Origin of the sequence: Streptomyces sp. NBC_01433 (assembly GCF_026340105.1) — a bacterium.
Taxonomy (GTDB): domain Bacteria; phylum Actinomycetota; class Actinomycetes; order Streptomycetales; family Streptomycetaceae; genus Streptomyces.
Window position 1 is genome coordinate 1,562,483 of record NZ_JAPEPM010000002.1, and the last position, 18,108, is coordinate 1,580,590.

Here is an 18,108-nt window from a genome sequence, read left to right on the forward strand (position 1 = left end):
GGCGATCACCCCGGGCGGCGAACGTCTGACACGTCGCCGGACGCCCCGAAGTCCGGTGCCTTCCGACCGATCCCGGAGGATCACGTGCGCATATCGCGCTCCGCACGTACCGCACTGGCCGCCGCCACCGTCGCGGCCGTCGCCCTGCCCCTGGTCACCACAGCCGCCCACGCCGAGGGGTCCAAGGCCGCGCCCGCCGCCGCCCCGTACGCCGGTCTGCCGTCCGGTACGAAGCAGGCGAAGACCCTCGTCATCGGTGTCGACGGCGCCTCGATCGACACCTTCGCCCGCGCAGCCGTACCGAACCTCGACAAGCTGATGTCGGGCGGGCTGACGGCACGCAGCAATCTCTTCGCCAACCCCATGGCCCCGACCGTCTCCGGCGCGGGCTGGTCCTCGATCGCCACGGGTGTCTGGCCCGACAAGCACAACGTGAAGGACAACAACTTCACCGCGCCCAACTACGGGCAGTACCCCGACTACGCGACCCGTCTGGAGAACGCCGACCCGGCGACGTCCACACTGGTCGTCGGCACCTGGAACCCGATCCCCGAGATCGTCTTCGGCGCCAGGACCGACCTGCGCCTCGCGGGCGGCAATGACGCGGGCACCACCGCCAAGGCCGAGGACTACCTCGCGCACGGCAATCCCGACTCCACCTTCGTCCACCTCGACGAGGTCGACGGCGCCGGTCACAGCTCGGGGACGGCGAGCGACGCGTACCTCAAGGCCCTCGGCGTCGCCGACACCCAGATCGGCCGGCTGCTGAACGCCGTCACCTCCCGGCCGACGTACGCCAAGGAGGACTGGCTGGTCGTCGTCACCGCCGATCACGGTCACACCCCGACCGGCGGCCACGGCGGCAACTCCCCCGGTGAGCGCGGTACGTTCGTCATCGCCCGGGGCAAGGGCATCCAGCCCGGTTCGGTGCGTCACGACGTCAAGATCACCGACATCGCTCCCACCGTCCTGCGTCACGAGGGCGTCGCGACCGACCCCGCCTGGAACCTGGACGGCACCGCGCTCGGCGAGCTGAAGCCGGACGCCTTCGACGCGCTGCGCGGCTCGCTGCGCGCCCCGGTCGACGAGACGAAGCTCCCGGCCGGCACCAAGGGCTGGACGAACACCGCGCCCGAGGGCTGGAGCATCGACAATTCGAGGATGCCTGCCGGCGGCGTCACCGAGTGGCGCGGCTGGTCCTTCGCGACCGACGAGTTCTGGACGAACGCCGAACTCGGACAGGGCCGTGAGACGAACGTCCGGGCCCGCGACGTCTTCGCGGTCGCCGACTCCGACGAGTGGGACGACAAGGCGCACGGCGCCGGCCAGTTCGACTCGACCCTGGTCGGACCCGCGTACCGGCTGAACGGTGCGGCGACGGCGAACGTCTCGTACGCCACGAACTACCGCGTCGACGGACCGCAGACCGGCGATGTGTACGTCTCCTACGACGGCGGCGCCCCGCGGCTCGTGAAGTCCTACCGGGCGAACGCCAACACCGTCGAGCGCCTGAAGCTCGACGTCCCGGCCGGTGCGAGCACCGCGCGGCTGAGCTTCCGCTACACCGGGACGAACAGCGCGTTCTGGACCGTCGACCAGGTCGCCTTCGGCCAGCCCAACCCGCCGTCCCAGCTCGCGGTCTCGCGTCTGACGGCGGACACCAAGCTGCTCGGCAGGCCGGGTTCCGCGTCCCCGTGGACGGTCCTCGCCAAGGGTGCGGTGAAGACCGCCGACGGCAGGCCGGTGCGCGGGGCGAAGGTCACGGCGGAGCTGGTCTCCGGCGACAAGGTACGGAAGCTGACCGGCAGCACGGGCAAGGACGGCTCGTTCCGCTTCCGGACCACCGTGGGCCGGGGCAACGCCGAGGCCACGCTGACGGTCACGGATGTGCGCTACGGGAAGCTCGCCTACTACGGCGAGCTGGACCCGGTCCGCTCCCTGGACCTCACCCGCCCCACCGGTCACCGGGGCTGATCCAGCCGCCGGGGACGGCGACGGCGGCGGACGGCCGGTCCGCGGCTCACAGGACGGGGGCCGGGCCCCGGGGTGAACACCACCCCGGGGCCCGGCCCGTTCCGGTTCCGATCCCGGTCCGGCTCCGATCCCGATCCGGTCCCGATCCCGATCCGGTCCCGATCCCCGTTCCGATTCCGATTCCGATCCCGGTCCCCGTTCCCGTCCCGGCCCCGGTCAGACCGCCGTGTGCAGGGCGTCCGCCAGAAGCGCGGCACCCTCCTCCGCCTCGGCGACCGTCAGCGACAGCGGCGGCGCGATCCTCAGCACACTGGTGCTGTGACCGCCGCCCTTGCCGAGGAGCAGTCCGCCTTCGCGGGCCGCCTCCAGGACGGCCGCCGCGGCCTCCGGATGCGCCTCGTCGGTGCCGGGCTTCACCAGTTCGATGCCGATCATGAGGCCCCGGCCGCGCACTTCCCGTACGCACGACGAACGCGCGCCGATCGCCCGGAGGCGTTCGATGAGCAGTCCGCCGACACGGCGTGCGTTGCCCTGGAGGTCGTGCTCCAGGAGGTACGAGAGGTTGGCGAGCCCGGCGGCCATGGTGACCGGGGAGCCGCCGAACGTCGAAATGGAGTTGGCATCAAGGCAGTTCATGACCTCGGCGCGGGCGACGACCCCGCCGATGGACATGCCGTTGCCGATGCCCTTGGCGAAGGTGAGGATGTCCGGCGGCCCGTGCTCGCCGTGCGCCTGCCAGCCCCAGAAGTGGTCGCCGGTACGCCCCCACCCGGTCTGCACCTCGTCGGAGATCCACAGGATGCCGTGCCGGTCGAGGACTTCACGGAACGCCGCGAACAGCCCGTCGGGCGGTGAGGTGAAGCCGCCGACGCCCTGGATGGGTTCGGCGATCAGCGCGGCGGCCTCCCGGGTGTGCCCGAGCAGGTCCTCCAGATCGGCGACGCATGCCTTGATGAACTGCGCGTCGCTCAGTTCGGCGTACGGACCGCGGCTGCGGACGCCACCGTGGACGTACAGGGTCTGCAGCGGTGACAGACTCGTGGGCGACCAGGCGTGGTTGCCCGTGATGGAGACCGCCGCGAACGACCGTCCGTGGTAGCTGTTGCGCATCGCGAGGACCTGGTTGGACCTGCGGTACGCGGTGGCGAGCAGTAGCGCGGTGTCGTTGGCCTCGGTGCCCGACGTGGTGAAGAAGACCCGGGCGTCGGGGATGCCGGAGAGCGTGGCGACACGCTCGGCGAGCTCCACCATCGGGCGGTTGAGGTAGAGCGTCGAGGAGTGGATGATGCGCGCGGCCTGCTCGGCGACCGCCTTGGTGACCGCGGGCAGGGCGTGGGCGGTCATGGTGGTGAGGATGCCGCCGAAGAAATCGAGATACCGGTTGCCGTCGGCGTCCCAGACATGGCGTCCCTCGCCGTGGGTGAGCTCCAGGGGCTGCCGGTAGTAGAGCGCCAGCCAGTCCGGGCTGACCGCCAGATGGCGCTCGTGCAGTCCGGTCACGGCTCCACCAGCCCGTCGTACGCGTCCGGCCTGCGGTCCCGGTAGAACGCCCACTGCTGTCGTACCTCCTCGATCATGTCGAAGTCGAGGTCCCTGACCAGGAGTTCCTCCTCCTTGTCGCTGGCGACCTCGCCGACGAACTGACCGCGCGGGTCGACGAAGTAGCTCGTGCCGTAGAAGTCGTTGTCGCCGTACTCCTCCTGGCCGACCCGGTTGATGGCGGCGATGAAGTACTCGTTGGCGACGGCGGACGCGGGCTGTTCCAGCTGCCAGAGATGGCTGGAGAGGCCGCGCGAGGTGGCCGACGGGTTGTAGACCAACTGGGCTCCGTTGAGACCGAGTTGGCGCCACCCCTCGGGGAAGTGCCGGTCGTAGCAGATATAGACGCCGACCTTGCCCACGGCGGTGTCGAAGACGGGCCAGCCGACGTTTCCGGGCTTGAAGTAGTACTTCTCCCAGAAGCCCTTGACCTGCGGGATGTGGTGTTTGCGGTACTTGCCGAGGTACGAGCCGTCGGCGTCGATCACCGCCGCGGTGTTGTAGTAGAAGCCGCTCTGCTCGACCTCGAAGACCGGCACGACGATCACCATGCCGGTCTCGCGGGCCAGGTCCCGCATCCGCTGGACGGTCGGCCCGTCGGGCACCGCCTCGGCCCAGCGGTAGTGCTCGGGCTCCTGCACCTGGCAGAAGTAGGGGGCGTTGAACACCTCCTGGAACCCGATGATCCGCGCCCCCTGCCGGGCGGCTTCGCGCGCATGTTCCTCATGCTTGGCGATCATGGATTCGGTGTCGCCGGTCCAGGTCGCCTGGACAAGTGCGGCGCGTACGACGTGGGACATGAGTTGCTCCTTCGACGCGGCGTCCGAGAGCCTCTACGCGTTTCTACGCACGTAGATATCCGCATGGGAGGAGAACGTAAGCCCCGCCACACGGCGGGGCAAGACCATCGCCGTGAACCGGCGGAGTCGATCATGTTTCACACCCGAGCGGTCGACACCGGTCCGGCCGGCAGTCGATCGCGGTCGAAACAGGTGCCTGGCACGGTGTGCGCGCCCGGTCCGATCCGGAAGGAAACCCCAGGGAGCGCCCGACGCACGGGTGTCATTCGCGCTGGAGTGCGCTCCAGCTCATAGCCTCCGAGGCACCACCCGACCGAAGGGGATCATTCGTGCGATACACACTGTTCGGCAGGACCGGTCTGCGAGTCAGCGAACTGGCACTGGGTGCCATGACACTGGGCAGCCATGAGTCGGGGCCGGATGCCGTCCGGGACGCCAGCGGGCGGATCGTCGACGCGTATGCCGAGGCGGGCGGCAACTTCCTCGACACGGCCGACATCTACGCGGCGGGCACCTCGGAGACGGTCCTCGGGGAGGTGCTCGGCGACCGCCGCGACTCCCTCGTCCTCGCCAGCAAGTACACCTGCGCGACCGCCCGCGGCGACGTCAACTCCGCGGGAAATCACCGCAAGAACCTCGTGCGGTCGGTGGAGCGGAGCCTCGGCCGGCTGCGCACCGACCGGCTCGACGTGCTGTGGGTGCACGCGCGGGACAACTTCACCCCGGTCGAGGAGGTCATGCGGGCCCTCGACGATCTCGTACGCACCGGAAAGGTGCTCTACGTCGGGGTCTCGGACTGGCCCGCCTGGGAGATCGCCCAGGCCAGTACGCTGGCCGAGCTGCGCGGGTGGACGGCCTTCGCCGGTTCGCAGCTGCGGTACAGCCTGCTGGAGCGTACGCCGGAACGCGAACTGCTCCCCCAGGCACGCGCCTTCGACCAGGCCGTCTTCGCCTGGAGCCCGCTGGCCCGCGGCCGGCTCACCGGCACCCACTCCGTCGACGGCACGGCTCCGGCGGCGGGCGGCGGGCGCGACGGCCGCGACGACGCGGAACGTCGCGCGTACGAGACCGTCCGCGCGGTCGTGGAGATCGCCGAGCAGGGCGGCTGGACCCCGGCCCAGGTCGCGCTGGCCTGGCTGCGCGGGCGTCCCGGCAACATCGTCCCGATCATCGGCGCCTCCACCGAGGCCCAGCTGACCGACAACCTGGCCTGTCTGGAGGTCGGGCTGGACGCGGACGCGGTCGAACGCCTGGACACGGTGAGCGCGGTGCCGCTGGGCTTCCCGCACGACTTCCTGCGCGAACCGGGAGTCAGGGAGACGGTGTACGGAGACCGCTGGGCGGACATCGAGGACCGGCGCTCCACCTACCGGCGTACGACCGGCGACGTGCGGTAGCGGCAGCCATGGGCGACGCGCGGTAGCGCGGGGCGCGCCCCGGCGCACGCGGCCTGGCCGACGAGCGGCGCTACATCCCCGCGACGCCCGCCACCCGCAGCGCGTGCACCAGGTCCCATTCGCTTTCCGTCGACACCTGACGGGCGGCGGCCAGGAGGCGGGGTACGAGGTGGGCCTGGCCGCCCCCGGCGATCCCGGCCGCGTCCTGCGCGGTTCGTACGCGCACGAAGGCGCCCAGCAGCGCCTGCGCCTCGGACGCCCCGCCCGCGCGGTCCAGGGCGACCACGGCGTCGGCGATGTCGGCGGCGGGGCGCGCCACCCCCAGGCGCAGCAACTGCCCGCAGTCCTCGGTGCGGCCCGCCGAGGCCAGCGCCCCCACCGCCCCGGCGAGCCCTTCGGGCGGCAGCAGGGACACCTCCCACAGCAGGGTCGCCCAGTCGGCCGCCAGCCCCGCGCGGTGCAGGGCGAGGGCCAGTACCGGCAGATGTCCGGCGGGCCACGCCGCCGCCTCGCAGAGCACGACGTGCGCCTCGCCGCTGCGGCCCTCGGCACGCAGCCGGACCAGCAGCGCGACGGCGGTGGACGCGACGCGGAGGGCGGCGGGGTCCGGTGGGCTCTCCGGCACCGGGGCGGCGGCAGGGGCGGGTCCGTTCTCGGCCGGCGCGCCGCCGAAGCGGGCCCCGCGCGGTGCCGCGGCACCGGCCGAGGGGGCGGGCAGCACGGGGACCGGCGAGGGGGCGTACCCGGTCTCCTCGTCGTCCACCTCAAGACCGGCGAACCGAGCCCCTCGGGGCTTCTCGCGCCGGGGCGCGGGCGCCGAAGCGGCGGCGGGCGCCGGAACGGCGGGAGGCGCGGCGACGGGAGGCGCGGCGGTGGGTGCGACGGCCGCCATCCGCTTGCGCAGATCCGTGCAGCGGGCCGAGGCGCGTTCGTGGTCGTCCCGGGCCCAGGCGAGCGCGTCCGTGTCCGGTGCGTGCGGGCCGCCCGCCCCTGCCGCGCTCAGCCGCTCGGCCGCCCGGATCTGTTCCCGGAGCATCAACTCCAGCCGGTGGACGAGCGCTTGGCGTCCGCCGGGCTGCCGGTCGTGGGCGGCGGCCGATGCGGAGTACAGCGCGGCGGCCCGTACCGATTCATGCTCCGCGAACGCGGTGCCATGTGACATCGCGAGGTCCGACAGCAGGGACTCCACCACGTCCCAGGGCGGGATCTCGACCCCGTCGAGGCACGCTCTCATGCCTTCGGGGTCGCGGCGGGTGAAGACGCCGTACCACCCGCCTCCGGGGTCCAGCCGGGCCGCGAGGTCCCGGAGGTACTGTGCGAACGCCCCTACTTCCACCGCGTGTTCATGCACCGTGATCGTCGCCCTCGCCGACTGTCGACTGGAACCTTCCAGTCGGGAGGCATTCGACCGCAGATGTGTTACGGGCGGGTCACACGCGTCTTTCCAATGCGGTGCGGGCTCAGAAGGTGACGGCGATACCCGTGTGCGGGCGCTTGCCGAGCCGTACGACCATGGCGGGCCAGTCGACGATCCAGAACTTCCAGGTGTACTTGCGGGCCAGCACCTTGCGTACCGCCCGGGTCCCCGCCTCGTCGAGCAGCCGCGCGGTGCCCTCGGCGCTGGGGGCGCCCTCCGCGACCCGGCCGCGCATGTCGCAGACCGTGACCAGGACCCGGCTGTTGTTGCGCAGGCGTTTCACCTTCCACGAGTCGGAGCGGGTCCAGACGTACAGCACCTCGCCGTCGGCCGCCGCCCAGACGGGCGTGGCGACGGGGGTGCCGTCCTTCCGGAACGTTGTGAGGCTGACGTACTCGCTGCGGGCGAAGTCCTGAAGAGTCACGGGCGTGACCCTACGCGCTCAGGCGATCAGGGGAACCGCATCCGGTTCCGGGGCGCATCGGGTGAGCAGTTCGTCCATCGAGAGGCCGAGTGCCCCGGCCAGTGCCGCCACCGTGAAGAAGGCGGGGGTCGGGGCCCGGCCGGTCTCGATCTTGCGGAGGGTCTCGGCGGAAATTCCGGCGCTCGCGGCGATGGTGACCATGCTGCGTCCGCCGCGTGCCTCGCGGAGCAGTCGGCCGAGCCGTTCGCCGCGGAGGCGCTCTTCGGGTGTCAGGGGCGTACGTACCATTCCGTCATTCTAATACCGCGCGGACCGGTATAGTAATAGGCACGGTACGACTGTGCGACTCACCACAGACCCGTCCATCACCGTGCGGGCCATCCGCCGACCCGGGCGCTCCGGTCAACTGCGCTGATCAGGTGATGTCTCAGTCGTCGCCGAGGAACTTCCTCGCCAGCGCCTCACCCGTGGTGACCGCCTTCGTGCGGCTCTCGATCGGCGAGACCCGGGAGCCCTTGAACACGAGGTAGGTGACGCCGGAGTCGGTGCCACCGGTGCGCGGGTCGGGGTCGATGCCGAGCGCGCGGGCGGTGGCGTACGACGCCTCGCCGATGATGCCGCTGGGGCCCGTGTCACCCACCACGGCGTACCGCACCCGGTCACGATAGATGACGGCGGCGACGCTGCCGCCCCTGATCCCGGACTTCCGGTAGTCCCAGACGGAGCTCGGCCCCGGCACGACGATGTGCGGGAGCGCGGCCGAGTCCAGCGGTTTGCCGCCCGACGTCACGAACGCCGTCTCCGGCAGGAAGTTCGGGTCGGTCTTCCTGTTGCACGCCTTCGTCTTCCGGCCGTCGCAGTCGATGTCCATGTCCGCCTTCCAGAACACGGCACCGTCCGTGCCGCACACGGGGACGGTGGCCTTCGGCCGGGAGGCGTCCGTGCGGTACTTCCCCTTGGAGATCCGCGTGCAGGACGTCATCTCGGCCAGCAGCGCGGCGGCGGTCACCGGACCCTCCCCGCTCCCGGCCGACCGGGAGCCGGTGGCGGTGGCGGGCAGTGCCGCGGGGCCGAGCAGGGCGGCGCCGCAGACCGCCGTCAGGGCGAGCGTCAGGGCGAGTGTCCGGGTACGCACTGTGGGGATGGCCTTTCCACTGGACCTGAGGGCTCCATCGAGCCCTTCCTTGCCGACACGGCGCTTCCGGCTGCCCCGAATCCGACCGGGGCGGCCGGATGCCGTGTCATGACGGCGGGGCCGGTACTCGCGATATGTCGCTCCGTACCGGCCCCGCCGACCGTGCTCGTCCGACCGGAGGTCAGTTCCCGCCGCTCGGATGCACCACCATGGCCGAGCCACCGCCCCGCCGCACCTTTTCCGCCGCCGCCAGCCACCGGCCGTCCGGCAGCCGCTGTACGCCGGTGGCCGCGCCGATCTCCGGATTCAGCTTGAAGGCGTGGCCGAGCGCTTCCAGCTCCGCCCGCAGCGGGCTGTCCCAGATTCCGGGCTCGATCTCCGTCGTCGGCGCGTTGCGCTGGCTGGCGCGCGGCGCCGCGATGGCGTCGACCAGCGGGAGCCCCCGGTCGACATGACCGGTCAGGGACTGGAGCACGGTGGTGATGATCGTGGCGCCGCCCGGGGAGCCCAGAGCCAGCACCGGCTTGCCGTGCTTCAGCACGATGGTCGGTGAGATCGACGACCTCGGCCGCTTGCCCGGACCCGGCAGATTCGGGTCGTGGACCGCCGGGTTGGCGGGCGCGAAGGAGAAGTCGGTCAGCTCGTTGTTGAGCAGGAAACCGCGGCCGGGGACCGTGATGCCGCTGCCGCCGGTGGACTCGATGGTCAGGGTGTACGCGACGACGTTGCCCCACTTGTCGGCGGCCGTCAGATGCGTGGTGTTCTCCCCCTCGTACGTCGTCGGGGCAGCCGTCCCGCCGGTCGCGCAGGCGGTCGGGTCGCTCGGGTCACCGGGCGCCAGCGGGCTGGTCAGCACCGCGTCGTCCTTGATCAGGCACTCCCGCGAGTCGGCGAACCGCTGGCTCAGCAGCCCCCGGGTCGGCACGTCCTCGAACGCCGGGTCGCCGACCCAGCGCCCCCGGTCGGCGAACGCGATCCGGCTCGACTCGATGAGCCGGTGCAGATACTGGACCTTGCCGACCCTCGAAAGGTCCGTGGACTCCAGGATGTTGAGCGCCTCGCCGACACTCGTACCGCCGGACGAGGACGGCGCCATGCCGTACACGTCGAGCCCCCGGTAGCCGACCCTCGTCGGATCCTGCCGCAGCGCCCGGTACGCCTTGAGGTCCTTGCCCGTCAGATCGCCCGGCCGCACCACCCGGTCGGCCTCCGGGTCGACGGGCGGCCGACGGACCGTACGGACGATGTCGTCGGCCAGTTCGCCCCGGTACAGCTCGTCGACGCCCTCGCGGCCCAGCTCCCGGTACGTGCGTGCCAGATCGGGGTTCTTGAAGACCGAACCGACCACCGGCAGCTGACCACCGGGCAGGAACAGCTCGGCGGACGCCGGGAAGTCGGCGAACCTGGCCTGATTTCCCTCGGTCTGCGAGCGGAACGTTTCGTCCACGACGAATCCGTCGTGGGCCAGCCGCTCGGCCGGCTTCAGCAGCGTACGCAGCGACTTGGTGCCCCAGGTGTCCAGCGCCTTGTCCCAGGTCGCCGGGGTGCCGGGGGTACCGACGCCGAGACCGCTGGTGACGGCGTCGTTGAACGGGATCGGCTTCCCGTTCTCCAGGAAGAGCGAGGAGTCCGCGCTGCGCGGCGCGGTCTCCCGGCCGTCGATGGTCTGTACGGTGCGCTTCTTCGCGTCGTAGTAGACGAAGTAGCCACCGCCGCCGATGCCCGCCGAATACGGCTCCGTGACACCGAGCGCCGCCGCGGTCGCCACAGCGGCGTCGACCGCGTTGCCTCCCTTGCGGAGCACCTCGATACCGGCCGCCGAGGCGTCCTCGTCGACGCTCGCCACGGCTCCCCCGTACCCCACCGCCACGGGCGACTTGGCCGTCGCCGGCCGCGTGGCGGCGGGCGGCGCGGAACCGGCCGGGGCAGCGGCCCCGATCGAGGCGACAACAGCGAAAACAGCTAAGAACGACGTATTCCGGCCGACGGAACGGCGCATGTGTACCTCCGATAAGCGTTTCGTCCGCGCAGGGTAGCCTCGTGCCGCCCCGGACGTCAGGACCGCCTCGGACAACAACCCCGATGCCCGCTAACATGCCCGCCCATGACCGACGACGTACGCAACATCGTGCTGGGTGTCATAGCCGCCGGCATCAGCGCCTGTCTGGGCTGGCTCGCCCGTACCCACCTCTGGCGCCGCAGGCTGCGACGCAAGCAGGCTTTCTTCGGGCTGCCGGGGAATTCCGAGTGCCTGCTGGTCGTCAACCGCTTCGCGGGCGCCGAAGGTTCGGTGCACCGTCACGACACCTTCGCCCTGCTCGAACTCTCCGCGCTGATCAAGGACTGTTCGGCGCACGCGCGGATCCTCTCCCACGACGTGGCGCAGCAGGGCTTCGGCGAGCGCACGGAGTTCTGCATCGGCGGGCCGGTGTCCAACCAGCGGATGGCCGCGCATCTGCATTCACTGCTGCCGGGTGTGAAGATCAACACGGATCCGGAGCCGAGCCCCGACCGCGCGTCCTTCCAGGTCGGTCCGGAGCGCTACCGGCTGGAGCCGGGCGTCAACGAGTACGTACTGCTCGCCCGGCTGACGGGAGGTCAGGGAGCCCGCCCGGTCTTCCTGTTCTGCGGGCAGCGGGCCATCACCAATCAGGCGGCCACCCGGTATCTGGCCCGCAACCACGAGAAACTGTGGCGCAGGCACGGCAACAGCTCCTTCTGCCTGCTGCTGAAGGTCACCAACTCCCAGGCGTACGGCCCCGATGTGGTGGAGCTGGTCGGCGATGTGACCCGCGCCGCCCAGGAACCCGTACCGGCGCCCCGCACCTCGCACCGGGCCACGGGCTGACCGTCACGTCAGCGCCGCCGGAACCGCCCCCGGCCCGCCGCCACCATCGCGTCGATCTCCACGATTCCCAGCGGCCGGGCCAGCAGGACCACCACGAGCAGCAGCACCAGGACCCCGGCCCCGGTGGCCGCCGCATCGCCCGCTCCCTCCACCGCCCGTGCCGCCCCGTACGCCAGCGCCCCGGCCGGCAGGCACGCGGCGATCAGCCGGACGTGCGCCCCCAGCGCGGGCGACCGCAGCAGCCCGCCACCGCCCGGCCCCGGAACGCGCCGGTGCAGCACGTACGCGGTGACGGCGAACCCCGCGAAGAACGCCACCGAGTTCGCCCCGGCCATCCCGGTCACCGCCCAGCGTGCGGGCAGCAGCAGATACGCGGCCACGCACAGTGCGGCGTTGACCCCGGCGATCACCAGGTTGAGGAGGAAGGGGGTGCGGGTGTCGCTCATCGCGTAGAAGCCGCGGGTGAGCACGTACTGTCCGGAGAAGGCGATCAGCCCCGGCGCGAAGGCGGCCAGCATGCCGGCCATCACCGTGATGTCGGCGTCCGTGGTCCGCCCGTACCCGAAGACCGACCCCATCACCCACGGTGCCAGCACGAGCAGGACGGCCGCCGCGGGCACCACGGCCGGGGCGCTGGTCCGCAGGGCGTACGAGACGTCCCGCCGCACCCCGGCCAGGTCCCCGTCGGCCGCCGCCCGGCTCATCCTCGGCATCAGCGCGGTGACGAGGGAGACGGTGATGATGCCCTGCGGGACGACCAGGAGCTGGTACGCGTAGCTGTACGCGGTGTATCCGGCGCCGCCCGACACCCCCTGGTCGACGGCGCGCTGCCCGGTGCCGGTGGAGAGCCGGGTCACCACCCAGTAGGCGAGCTGGTTGGTCAGGACGAGCAGCACGAGCCAGCCGGCCGAGCGGAGCGGCCGGGTCAGCCCGCTGCCGCGCCAGTCGAAGCGGGGCCGCCAGCGGAACCGGGCGGCGCGCAGCGCGGGGATCAGGGCGAGGGTCTGCACCGCTATTCCGGCGGTCGTCCCCCAGCCGAGCAGTTGGGCGTCGGCGTCGCCGAGGACGCCGTCGGAGCCCGCCGCGACCGAGAGGTAGAGACCGAACACCCCGATGATCACGACGTTGTTGAGGACCGGGGTCCACATCATCGCGCCGAAACGGTCGCGGGCGTTGAGGACTTGACCGAGGAGCGTGAAGAGCCCGTAGAAGAGGATCTGCGGCAGGCAGTAGCGGGCGAGCGCGACGGTCAGCTCGGCCTGCCGGCCCGTGTAGTCGGTGTAGACGGAGACGATGAGGGGCGCACCGGCCACCGTGATCGCGGTGAGGGCGACGAGGCCGACCGTGCAGACGGTCAGCAGCCGGTCGGTGTACGCGGCTCCGCCGTCGGCGTGGTGCTTGGCGGCCCGTACCAGCTCGGGGACGAAGACCGCGTTGAGGGCGCCGCCGATGAGCAGCATGTACAGGATGTTGGGGACGGTGTTGGCGACCGTGTAGCCGTCGGCCGCCAGCCCGGTGCCGAGTGCGGCGACGACGACCGCCGAGCGGATGAAGCCGGTGGCGCGGGAGACGACGGAGCCCGCCGCCATGACGGCTCCGCTGCGCAGCACGGAAGCGGGCTTCGCCGGGCCGTCCCCGGTGGCCTCCGCGCCGGGGACGGCTCCGGGGGCGGCTCCGGGGACGGCTCCGAGGGCGGGGCCCGATTCAGGGGAGGTTCCGGTTCCGCTTTCGTCTACCTTGCCGGTCGCCGTCATCGGCAGGTCCGGCGGGCCGGACAGGTCCGGAACGCCCCGTACAGGGTGTTGTTGTCGGCTCCGCCCACCGGTGTCTCCCACTCTCCGAGGATGTCGACGGCCTCATGCCCGGTCGTCGCGTCGAGGGTCGACGGGCGCAGGCCGAGGGTGGAGGGTACCCCGCGCGGCTCGTACACCCGTACGCGGTGAGCGGGCGCTGCCGTCCCGCACCGCGTTGGTCACCGCCCCGGGAATTCCTGGATTTCCGGAAATTTACGGAACCCTGAGCTGGGAAAATACCTCTCTCCTCACGAGAAGCACTTGTTCTGGAGGTTTTCCCGTTGATCTCTGCACGTCGGCACATACGCCGCATCGCCCCGGCCGGCCGTCCCGCCCGGCATGCCCTGATCGGCCCGGTCGTGGTGCTCGGTGCCGCGCTCACCGCCTGTTCCGGTGGCGGGTCCGCCGCGGTGGCGGGGTCGGGGAAGGCCCCGGACACCAGCATCTCGGTGAACCTGCGGGGTACGAAGGCCGCCGCGGGCGCGCCGGTGAAGGTGACGCTGGCCCAGGGCGAGCTCAAGAAGGTCACGGTGACCGGGGCCAAGGGCGGGGCGCTGGCCGGGCGGATATCCGCCGACGGCCGTAGCTGGACGTCCGAGCGGGTCGCGGCGCCCGGCACGGCGTACACCGTGGAGGCGAAGGACACCGACGGCGGCAGCGACCGGGCCGGCTTCACCACGGCCCCGGCGGACAAGGTCAACAAGCTGACCCTCGCCCCGGGGAAGAACACCACGGTCGGCATCGGGCAGCCGCTGTCGATCGTCTTCGACAACCCGGTGAAGGACAAGGCCGCGGTCGAGAAGCGCCTGAAGGTCTCCACCTCGAACAACACCGAGGGCTCCTGGGGCTGGCTCCAGGACTACTCCGGCAAGGACCGCGTCGACTGGCGGCCCAGGGAGTACTGGAAGTCCGGCACCAAGGTCACCCTGGACGCGGAGCTGAACGGCGTCGACACGGGCACGGCGGGCGGCTGGTTCGTACGCGACTACGCGACGACGTTCACGATCGGTGCCGCCCAGTTGGTCAAGATCGATCTCGACAACCACCGGCTCGCACTGCACCGCGACGGCAAGCAGGTCATGGACGTCCCGATGTCGGCGGGCACGCCCGGCGGCGACAAGGCGTCCTGGCGGGGCACGGCCGTCCTGATGTCCAAGGAGGGCACGATCAACATGCGCTCCGAGACGGTGGGCCTCGGCGACGCCTACGACAAGATGGTCGACTCGTCGATGCGTCTGACCTGGTCGGGGATGTACGCGCACGCCGCGCCGTGGAACGCCGCCTACTTCGGCCGCGCCAACCACAGTTCGGGCTGCGTCGGCATGAGCGACGCGAACGCCGCGTCGCTGTACCAGCAGGTGCGGGTGGGCGACCCGTTCGAGATCACCGGTGCCGACGCCAAGGGCACGGTGGCCGAGGGCAACGGCTACGGCGCGTGGAACGTCTCCTGGGCCGACTGGCGGACGAAGAGCGCGCTGAGCTGATCCGCGGCGCCCGCCCACTACTGACAACTCGTCCAACAATCGTTACCCTCACGCAACGCACCGACCGGTTACCAGCGGTGAACAACCGGGGTTACCGTCGGGTCACTTTGCACTGACACGCGTGAGGAGTGACCCGTGGGACGTCCGAACCCGGCTCTGCGCACCACCGCTTCGATCACCACCGCCGCAGTCCTGCTCGCCGGGGCCGCCCTCGGGGCGGCCCCGGCGGCGGCTGCCCCGGCGACGACTGCTCCGCCCGCCACCGCTCAGGCGGGCGGGGCCGCCGCCCCGGGCCTGACCTTCCACGACATTCCCGGCTCGGGCGGCATCACGCTCAAGGGCAATGTCTTCACCCCCGCCGGAGCCGCGGCAGGCACGAAGCATCCGCTGATCGTGCTCCCCACCAGCTGGGGGATGCCGCAGATCGAATACCTCGCGCAGGCTCAGCGGCTCGCCGACTCCGGTTATGTGGTGGTCAGTTACACCTCACGCGGCTTCTGGCTCTCCGGCGGCAGGATCGAGGTCGCGGGGCCGCCGGACATCGCCGATGTCTCCGCCGTCATCGACTGGGCGCTGGACCGCACCCCGGCCGACCCGGACCGGATCGGCATGGGCGGCGTCTCCTACGGCGCGGGCATCAGTCTGCTGGCCGCCGGGCACGACAAGCGGATCAAGGCCGTCGCCGCGCTCAGCGGCTGGGCCGACCTCATCGAATCGATCTACAGCGGCCGCACCCAGCACCTCCAGGCCGCCGCCCTCCTCGGCGGAGCGGGGCTGCTCACCGGCCGCCCCGGCGAGGAACTCACCCAGACCCTGACCGACTTCCTCGGCTCCAACCTCGCCAGGGAGGCGGACATGATCGCCTGGGGCAAGAAGCGCTCCCCCGCGACGTATCTGGACCGGATCAACGCCAACGGCGCCGCGATCATGATGGGCAACGCCTGGGGCGACACCATCTTCCCGCCCAACCAGTACGCCTCGTTCTACGAGAAGCTCACCGGCCCCAAGCGTCTGGAATTCCGCCCCGGCGACCACGCCACCGCCGAGGCGACGGGACTGCTCGGCCTGCCCAACGACACCTGGACGAGCGCGCACCGCTGGTTCGACCGATATCTCAAGGGCGAGCGCAACGGCATCGACACCGAGCAGCCGGTCCAGCTCAAGTCCCGTACCGACAAGGGTTACGAGGGCTACCCGGACTGGAAGTCGGTCGGCGCCGGGAAGCACCGGATCGGCCTGGACGGCACGAAGAAGATCCTGTCGAACGTCGACTCGGGCGCCAACGGCGGCATCGTCATGCTGTCCAACGCCCTCGACCAGTTCGTGAAGCTGCCGCCCGTCGCCTCCATCCCCCTGCTGCCGCGCGCCTTCGCGAGCGTCTGGCAGTCCGGGCCGTACGCCGCCGCCCAGCACATCCGCGGCACCGCCACGCTGCACACCACGGTCACCAGCACCAAGGAGAGCGGCACCCTCGTCGCCTACCTCTACGACGTGGGGCCGCTCGGCCTCGGTAAACTGGTCAGCAACGCCCCCTACACGTTCCACGGGCAGACCCCGGGCCGGCCGTTCCCCGTGGACCTGGAGCTGTTCTCCACGGCCTACGACGTCCCGGCCGGTCACCGGCTCGCCCTGGTGATCGACAGCGTTGATCCGCTGTACATCGAGCACAACCCGACCGGCTCGCAGCTGACCTTCTCCTCGCCCGGTACGGATCCGAGTTACCTCTCGGTCCCGCTGCGCGAGAAGTGATCACCGGCTGCTGCCGGGCGGGCGCTGCCCGGCTACTGCCCTCCCGGCAGCAGCGTCCCTGGTTCGGCCGGGGCCACCTCCACCGCCTCGGTCTTCGGGTTGCGCCGCTGCCGTTTCGCCACCCAGGTGGCGAACCAGGAAAGCAGCATGCACATCCCGATGTAGATGGGTGAGATCACCATCACCACAGGGATGAAGGGAAGATCGTAGTCGAGATTCGACGCGATCAGCTTTCCCGCGTGGAGAAATTCCTCATAGGTGATCAGATAGCCGAGTGAGGTGTCCTTCAGGGCCACCACCAGCTGGCTGATAATGGTGGGGAGCATGGCGCGTACCGCCTGGGGTGCGAGGACGAAGGTCGTGACCTGCGTCTTGCGCATGCCGAGCGCGTACGCGGCCTCCCGCTGGCCGCGATCCACCGAGTTGATGCCGGTACGGAACACCTCCGCGAGGACGGAACCGTTGTAGAGGGTCAGTCCGGCGACCAGCGCGGGCAGCGGCTGCACCTTCAGCGCCACGAAGATGAAGAAGATCATCACCAGCACCGGCATGGCCCGGAAGAATTCGACCAGCAGCGTCGAGATCCAGCGCACCGGCCGGTGCACCGAGAGCCGGCCGACGGCGAGGACGGCACCGAGTGCCAGCGAGAGCACCGCGGCGTACGCGAACGCCTTGAGGGTGTTGCCGAGTCCGCGCAGCAGCAGCTCCTGGATGCCCTTGTATTCGAAGGGCGTCCACTTCGCGCTGGTGAACTGGTTGGTGTCGAAGAGCAGATAGATGACCCAGCCGACCAGCGCGAGGATCAGGATCGTGGAGCCGACCCCGTACAGGAAGTGCCGTTTGCGGGTCAGCGGGCCCGGGATGTCGTAGAGCGCGGTGGCCGTGGGCATGGAGCGGGCGGTCATCGGGCGACTCCCCAGCGCTTCTCCAGCACGTTGAAGAGCGCGCTGATGGACAGGGTGATGATCAGGTAGCCGACGGCGATCCAGATGAACGTCCAGATGATGCTGTAGCCCAGCTCGTTGAGGGTCTTGTAGGTGCCGAGCAGCTCCGTGACGCTGAACGCTCCCGCGATCGCGGAGTTCTTGGCCAGCGCGATGAGCGTCGAGCCGACCGGCGGGATCACCGAGCGGAAGGCCTGCGGCAGGACCACATGGCTCAGGGTCTGGCCGAAGGACATGCCGAGGCTGCGGGCGGCCTCGCCCTGGCCGGTGGGCACGGTGTTGATGCCGGAGCGCAGCACCTCACAGATGAACGCGGAGGTGTAGCAGCCGAGCGCGAGTACCGCGAAGACCTTGAACGGCAGGACCAGGCCGAAGCGCGGCAGACCGAGCAGGACGGCGAAGAACAGCAGGGTGAGCGGGGTGTTGCGGAGCACGGTCACCCAGACCGTGCCCAGCGCCCGGAAGGAGCCGACCGGCGCGACCCGGCAGGAGGCCATGAGGAAGCCGAGGACCATCGCCAGGACCGAGGAGTAGACGGTCAGTTCGACGGTGCCGAGGAAGCCCTTGCCGTAGAGCGAGAAGTTCTCTGTCAGTACATCCATGA

General features: G+C 70.9%; 16 protein-coding genes. 5 read left to right on the forward strand and 11 right to left on the reverse strand.

What is annotated here, in order from left to right; all coding sequences use genetic code 11:
* Positions 1–84 precede the first annotated feature (84 nt).
* Positions 85–1,974 carry an alkaline phosphatase family protein gene (locus OG413_RS34420; protein ID WP_266812414.1) on the forward strand — a complete coding sequence of 630 codons (1,890 nt, stop codon included), beginning with the start codon at positions 85–87 and terminating at the stop codon, positions 1,972–1,974.
* Between the two features lie 216 nt (positions 1,975–2,190).
* Here OG413_RS34420 and OG413_RS34425 read toward each other — a convergent pair whose 3' ends face one another.
* Together OG413_RS34425 and OG413_RS34430 are read right to left on the reverse strand one after the other, a co-directional pair.
* Positions 2,191–3,474, reverse strand: coding sequence for an aspartate aminotransferase family protein (locus OG413_RS34425; RefSeq protein WP_266812415.1), 1,284 nt, complete (start codon positions 3,472–3,474; stop codon positions 2,191–2,193).
* Positions 3,471–4,313: a nitrilase-related carbon-nitrogen hydrolase gene (locus OG413_RS34430; RefSeq protein ID WP_266812417.1), complete on the reverse strand. Its 843-nt coding sequence runs from the start codon at positions 4,311–4,313 to the stop codon at positions 3,471–3,473. The genes OG413_RS34425 and OG413_RS34430 overlap by 4 nt, the downstream gene beginning before the upstream one ends.
* A gap of 329 nt (positions 4,314–4,642) precedes the next feature.
* Between OG413_RS34430 and OG413_RS34435 the strand changes: the two genes are divergently transcribed.
* The gene (locus OG413_RS34435; protein ID WP_266812419.1) at positions 4,643–5,710 is read left to right on the forward strand and encodes an aldo/keto reductase; all 1,068 of its coding nucleotides are present in this window, start codon (positions 4,643–4,645) and stop codon (positions 5,708–5,710) included.
* Between the two features lie 70 nt (positions 5,711–5,780).
* On the opposite strand, the gene OG413_RS34440 is transcribed toward OG413_RS34435, so the two are convergent.
* The 5 genes from OG413_RS34440 to ggt form a co-directional block, all read right to left on the reverse strand.
* Positions 5,781–7,067, reverse strand: coding sequence for a hypothetical protein (locus OG413_RS34440; RefSeq protein ID WP_266813266.1), 1,287 nt, complete (start codon positions 7,065–7,067; stop codon positions 5,781–5,783).
* 103 nt (positions 7,068–7,170) lie between these two features.
* Positions 7,171–7,551 carry a PPOX class F420-dependent oxidoreductase gene (locus OG413_RS34445; protein ID WP_266812421.1) on the reverse strand — a complete coding sequence of 127 codons (381 nt, stop codon included), beginning with the start codon at positions 7,549–7,551 and terminating at the stop codon, positions 7,171–7,173.
* Between the two features lie 18 nt (positions 7,552–7,569).
* Positions 7,570–7,839, reverse strand: coding sequence for a helix-turn-helix domain-containing protein (locus tag OG413_RS34450; RefSeq protein ID WP_266812423.1), 270 nt, complete (start codon positions 7,837–7,839; stop codon positions 7,570–7,572).
* Positions 7,840–7,978: 139 nt separating this feature from the next.
* Entirely contained in the window at positions 7,979–8,686 is a 708-nt protein-coding gene (locus OG413_RS34455) for a glycoside hydrolase family 75 protein (RefSeq protein ID WP_266812424.1), read from the reverse strand.
* Positions 8,687–8,867: 181 nt separating this feature from the next.
* Positions 8,868–10,685: a gamma-glutamyltransferase gene (gene ggt, locus OG413_RS34460; protein ID WP_266812426.1), complete on the reverse strand. Its 1,818-nt coding sequence runs from the start codon at positions 10,683–10,685 to the stop codon at positions 8,868–8,870.
* Positions 10,686–10,790: 105 nt separating this feature from the next.
* Here ggt and OG413_RS34465 point away from each other — a divergent pair, with 105 nt between their 5' ends.
* Positions 10,791–11,534, forward strand: a complete 744-nt coding sequence (locus OG413_RS34465) for a hypothetical protein (RefSeq protein WP_266812428.1) — start codon at positions 10,791–10,793, stop codon at positions 11,532–11,534.
* Positions 11,535–11,542: 8 nt separating this feature from the next.
* Here the strand turns inward: OG413_RS34465 and murJ are convergent, their stop codons facing one another.
* Complete coding sequence (gene murJ / locus OG413_RS34470; protein WP_266812430.1) at positions 11,543–13,288, reverse strand: murein biosynthesis integral membrane protein MurJ; 1,746 nt, start codon at positions 13,286–13,288, stop codon at positions 11,543–11,545.
* Positions 13,285–13,464: a hypothetical protein gene (locus tag OG413_RS34475; RefSeq protein ID WP_266812432.1), complete on the reverse strand. Its 180-nt coding sequence runs from the start codon at positions 13,462–13,464 to the stop codon at positions 13,285–13,287. The genes murJ and OG413_RS34475 overlap by 4 nt, the downstream gene beginning before the upstream one ends.
* Positions 13,465–13,608: 144 nt before the next feature.
* Between OG413_RS34475 and OG413_RS34480 the strand changes: the two genes are divergently transcribed.
* Both OG413_RS34480 and OG413_RS34485 read left to right on the forward strand, forming a co-directional pair.
* Entirely contained in the window at positions 13,609–14,811 is a 1,203-nt protein-coding gene (locus tag OG413_RS34480; RefSeq protein ID WP_266812434.1) for an Ig-like domain-containing protein, read from the forward strand.
* Positions 14,812–14,946: 135 nt separating this feature from the next.
* Positions 14,947–16,560, forward strand: a complete 1,614-nt coding sequence (locus OG413_RS34485; protein ID WP_266812436.1) for a CocE/NonD family hydrolase — start codon at positions 14,947–14,949, stop codon at positions 16,558–16,560.
* A 32-nt stretch (positions 16,561–16,592) separates the two neighbouring features.
* Here OG413_RS34485 and OG413_RS34490 read toward each other — a convergent pair whose 3' ends face one another.
* Both OG413_RS34490 and OG413_RS34495 read right to left on the reverse strand, forming a co-directional pair.
* Positions 16,593–17,465 carry an amino acid ABC transporter permease gene (locus tag OG413_RS34490; RefSeq protein WP_266812437.1) on the reverse strand — a complete coding sequence of 291 codons (873 nt, stop codon included), beginning with the start codon at positions 17,463–17,465 and terminating at the stop codon, positions 16,593–16,595.
* Positions 17,462–18,106 carry an amino acid ABC transporter permease gene (locus tag OG413_RS34495; RefSeq protein WP_266812438.1) on the reverse strand — a complete coding sequence of 215 codons (645 nt, stop codon included), beginning with the start codon at positions 18,104–18,106 and terminating at the stop codon, positions 17,462–17,464. Before OG413_RS34495 ends, OG413_RS34490 begins: the two co-directional genes overlap by 4 nt.
* Between the last annotated feature and the right edge of the window lie 2 nt (positions 18,107–18,108).

What these genes read in the sequence shown, in the direction of transcription:
- OG413_RS34430 (WP_266812417.1), bottom strand. Translation starts at nt 4,313, where the DNA reads ATGTCCCACGTCGTACGCGCCGCACTTGTCCAGGCGACCTGGACCGGC.
- OG413_RS34450 (WP_266812423.1), bottom strand. Translation starts at nt 7,839, where the DNA reads ATGGTACGTACGCCCCTGACACCCGAAGAGCGCCTCCGCGGCGAACGG.
- ggt (WP_266812426.1), bottom strand. Translation starts at nt 10,685, where the DNA reads ATGCGCCGTTCCGTCGGCCGGAATACGTCGTTCTTAGCTGTTTTCGCT.
- OG413_RS34465 (WP_266812428.1), top strand. Translation starts at nt 10,791, where the DNA reads ATGACCGACGACGTACGCAACATCGTGCTGGGTGTCATAGCCGCCGGC.
- murJ (WP_266812430.1), bottom strand. Translation starts at nt 13,288, where the DNA reads ATGACGGCGACCGGCAAGGTAGACGAAAGCGGAACCGGAACCTCCCCT.
- OG413_RS34490 (WP_266812437.1), bottom strand. Translation starts at nt 17,465, where the DNA reads ATGACCGCCCGCTCCATGCCCACGGCCACCGCGCTCTACGACATCCCG.
- OG413_RS34495 (WP_266812438.1), bottom strand. Translation starts at nt 18,106, where the DNA reads ATGGATGTACTGACAGAGAACTTCTCGCTCTACGGCAAGGGCTTCCTC.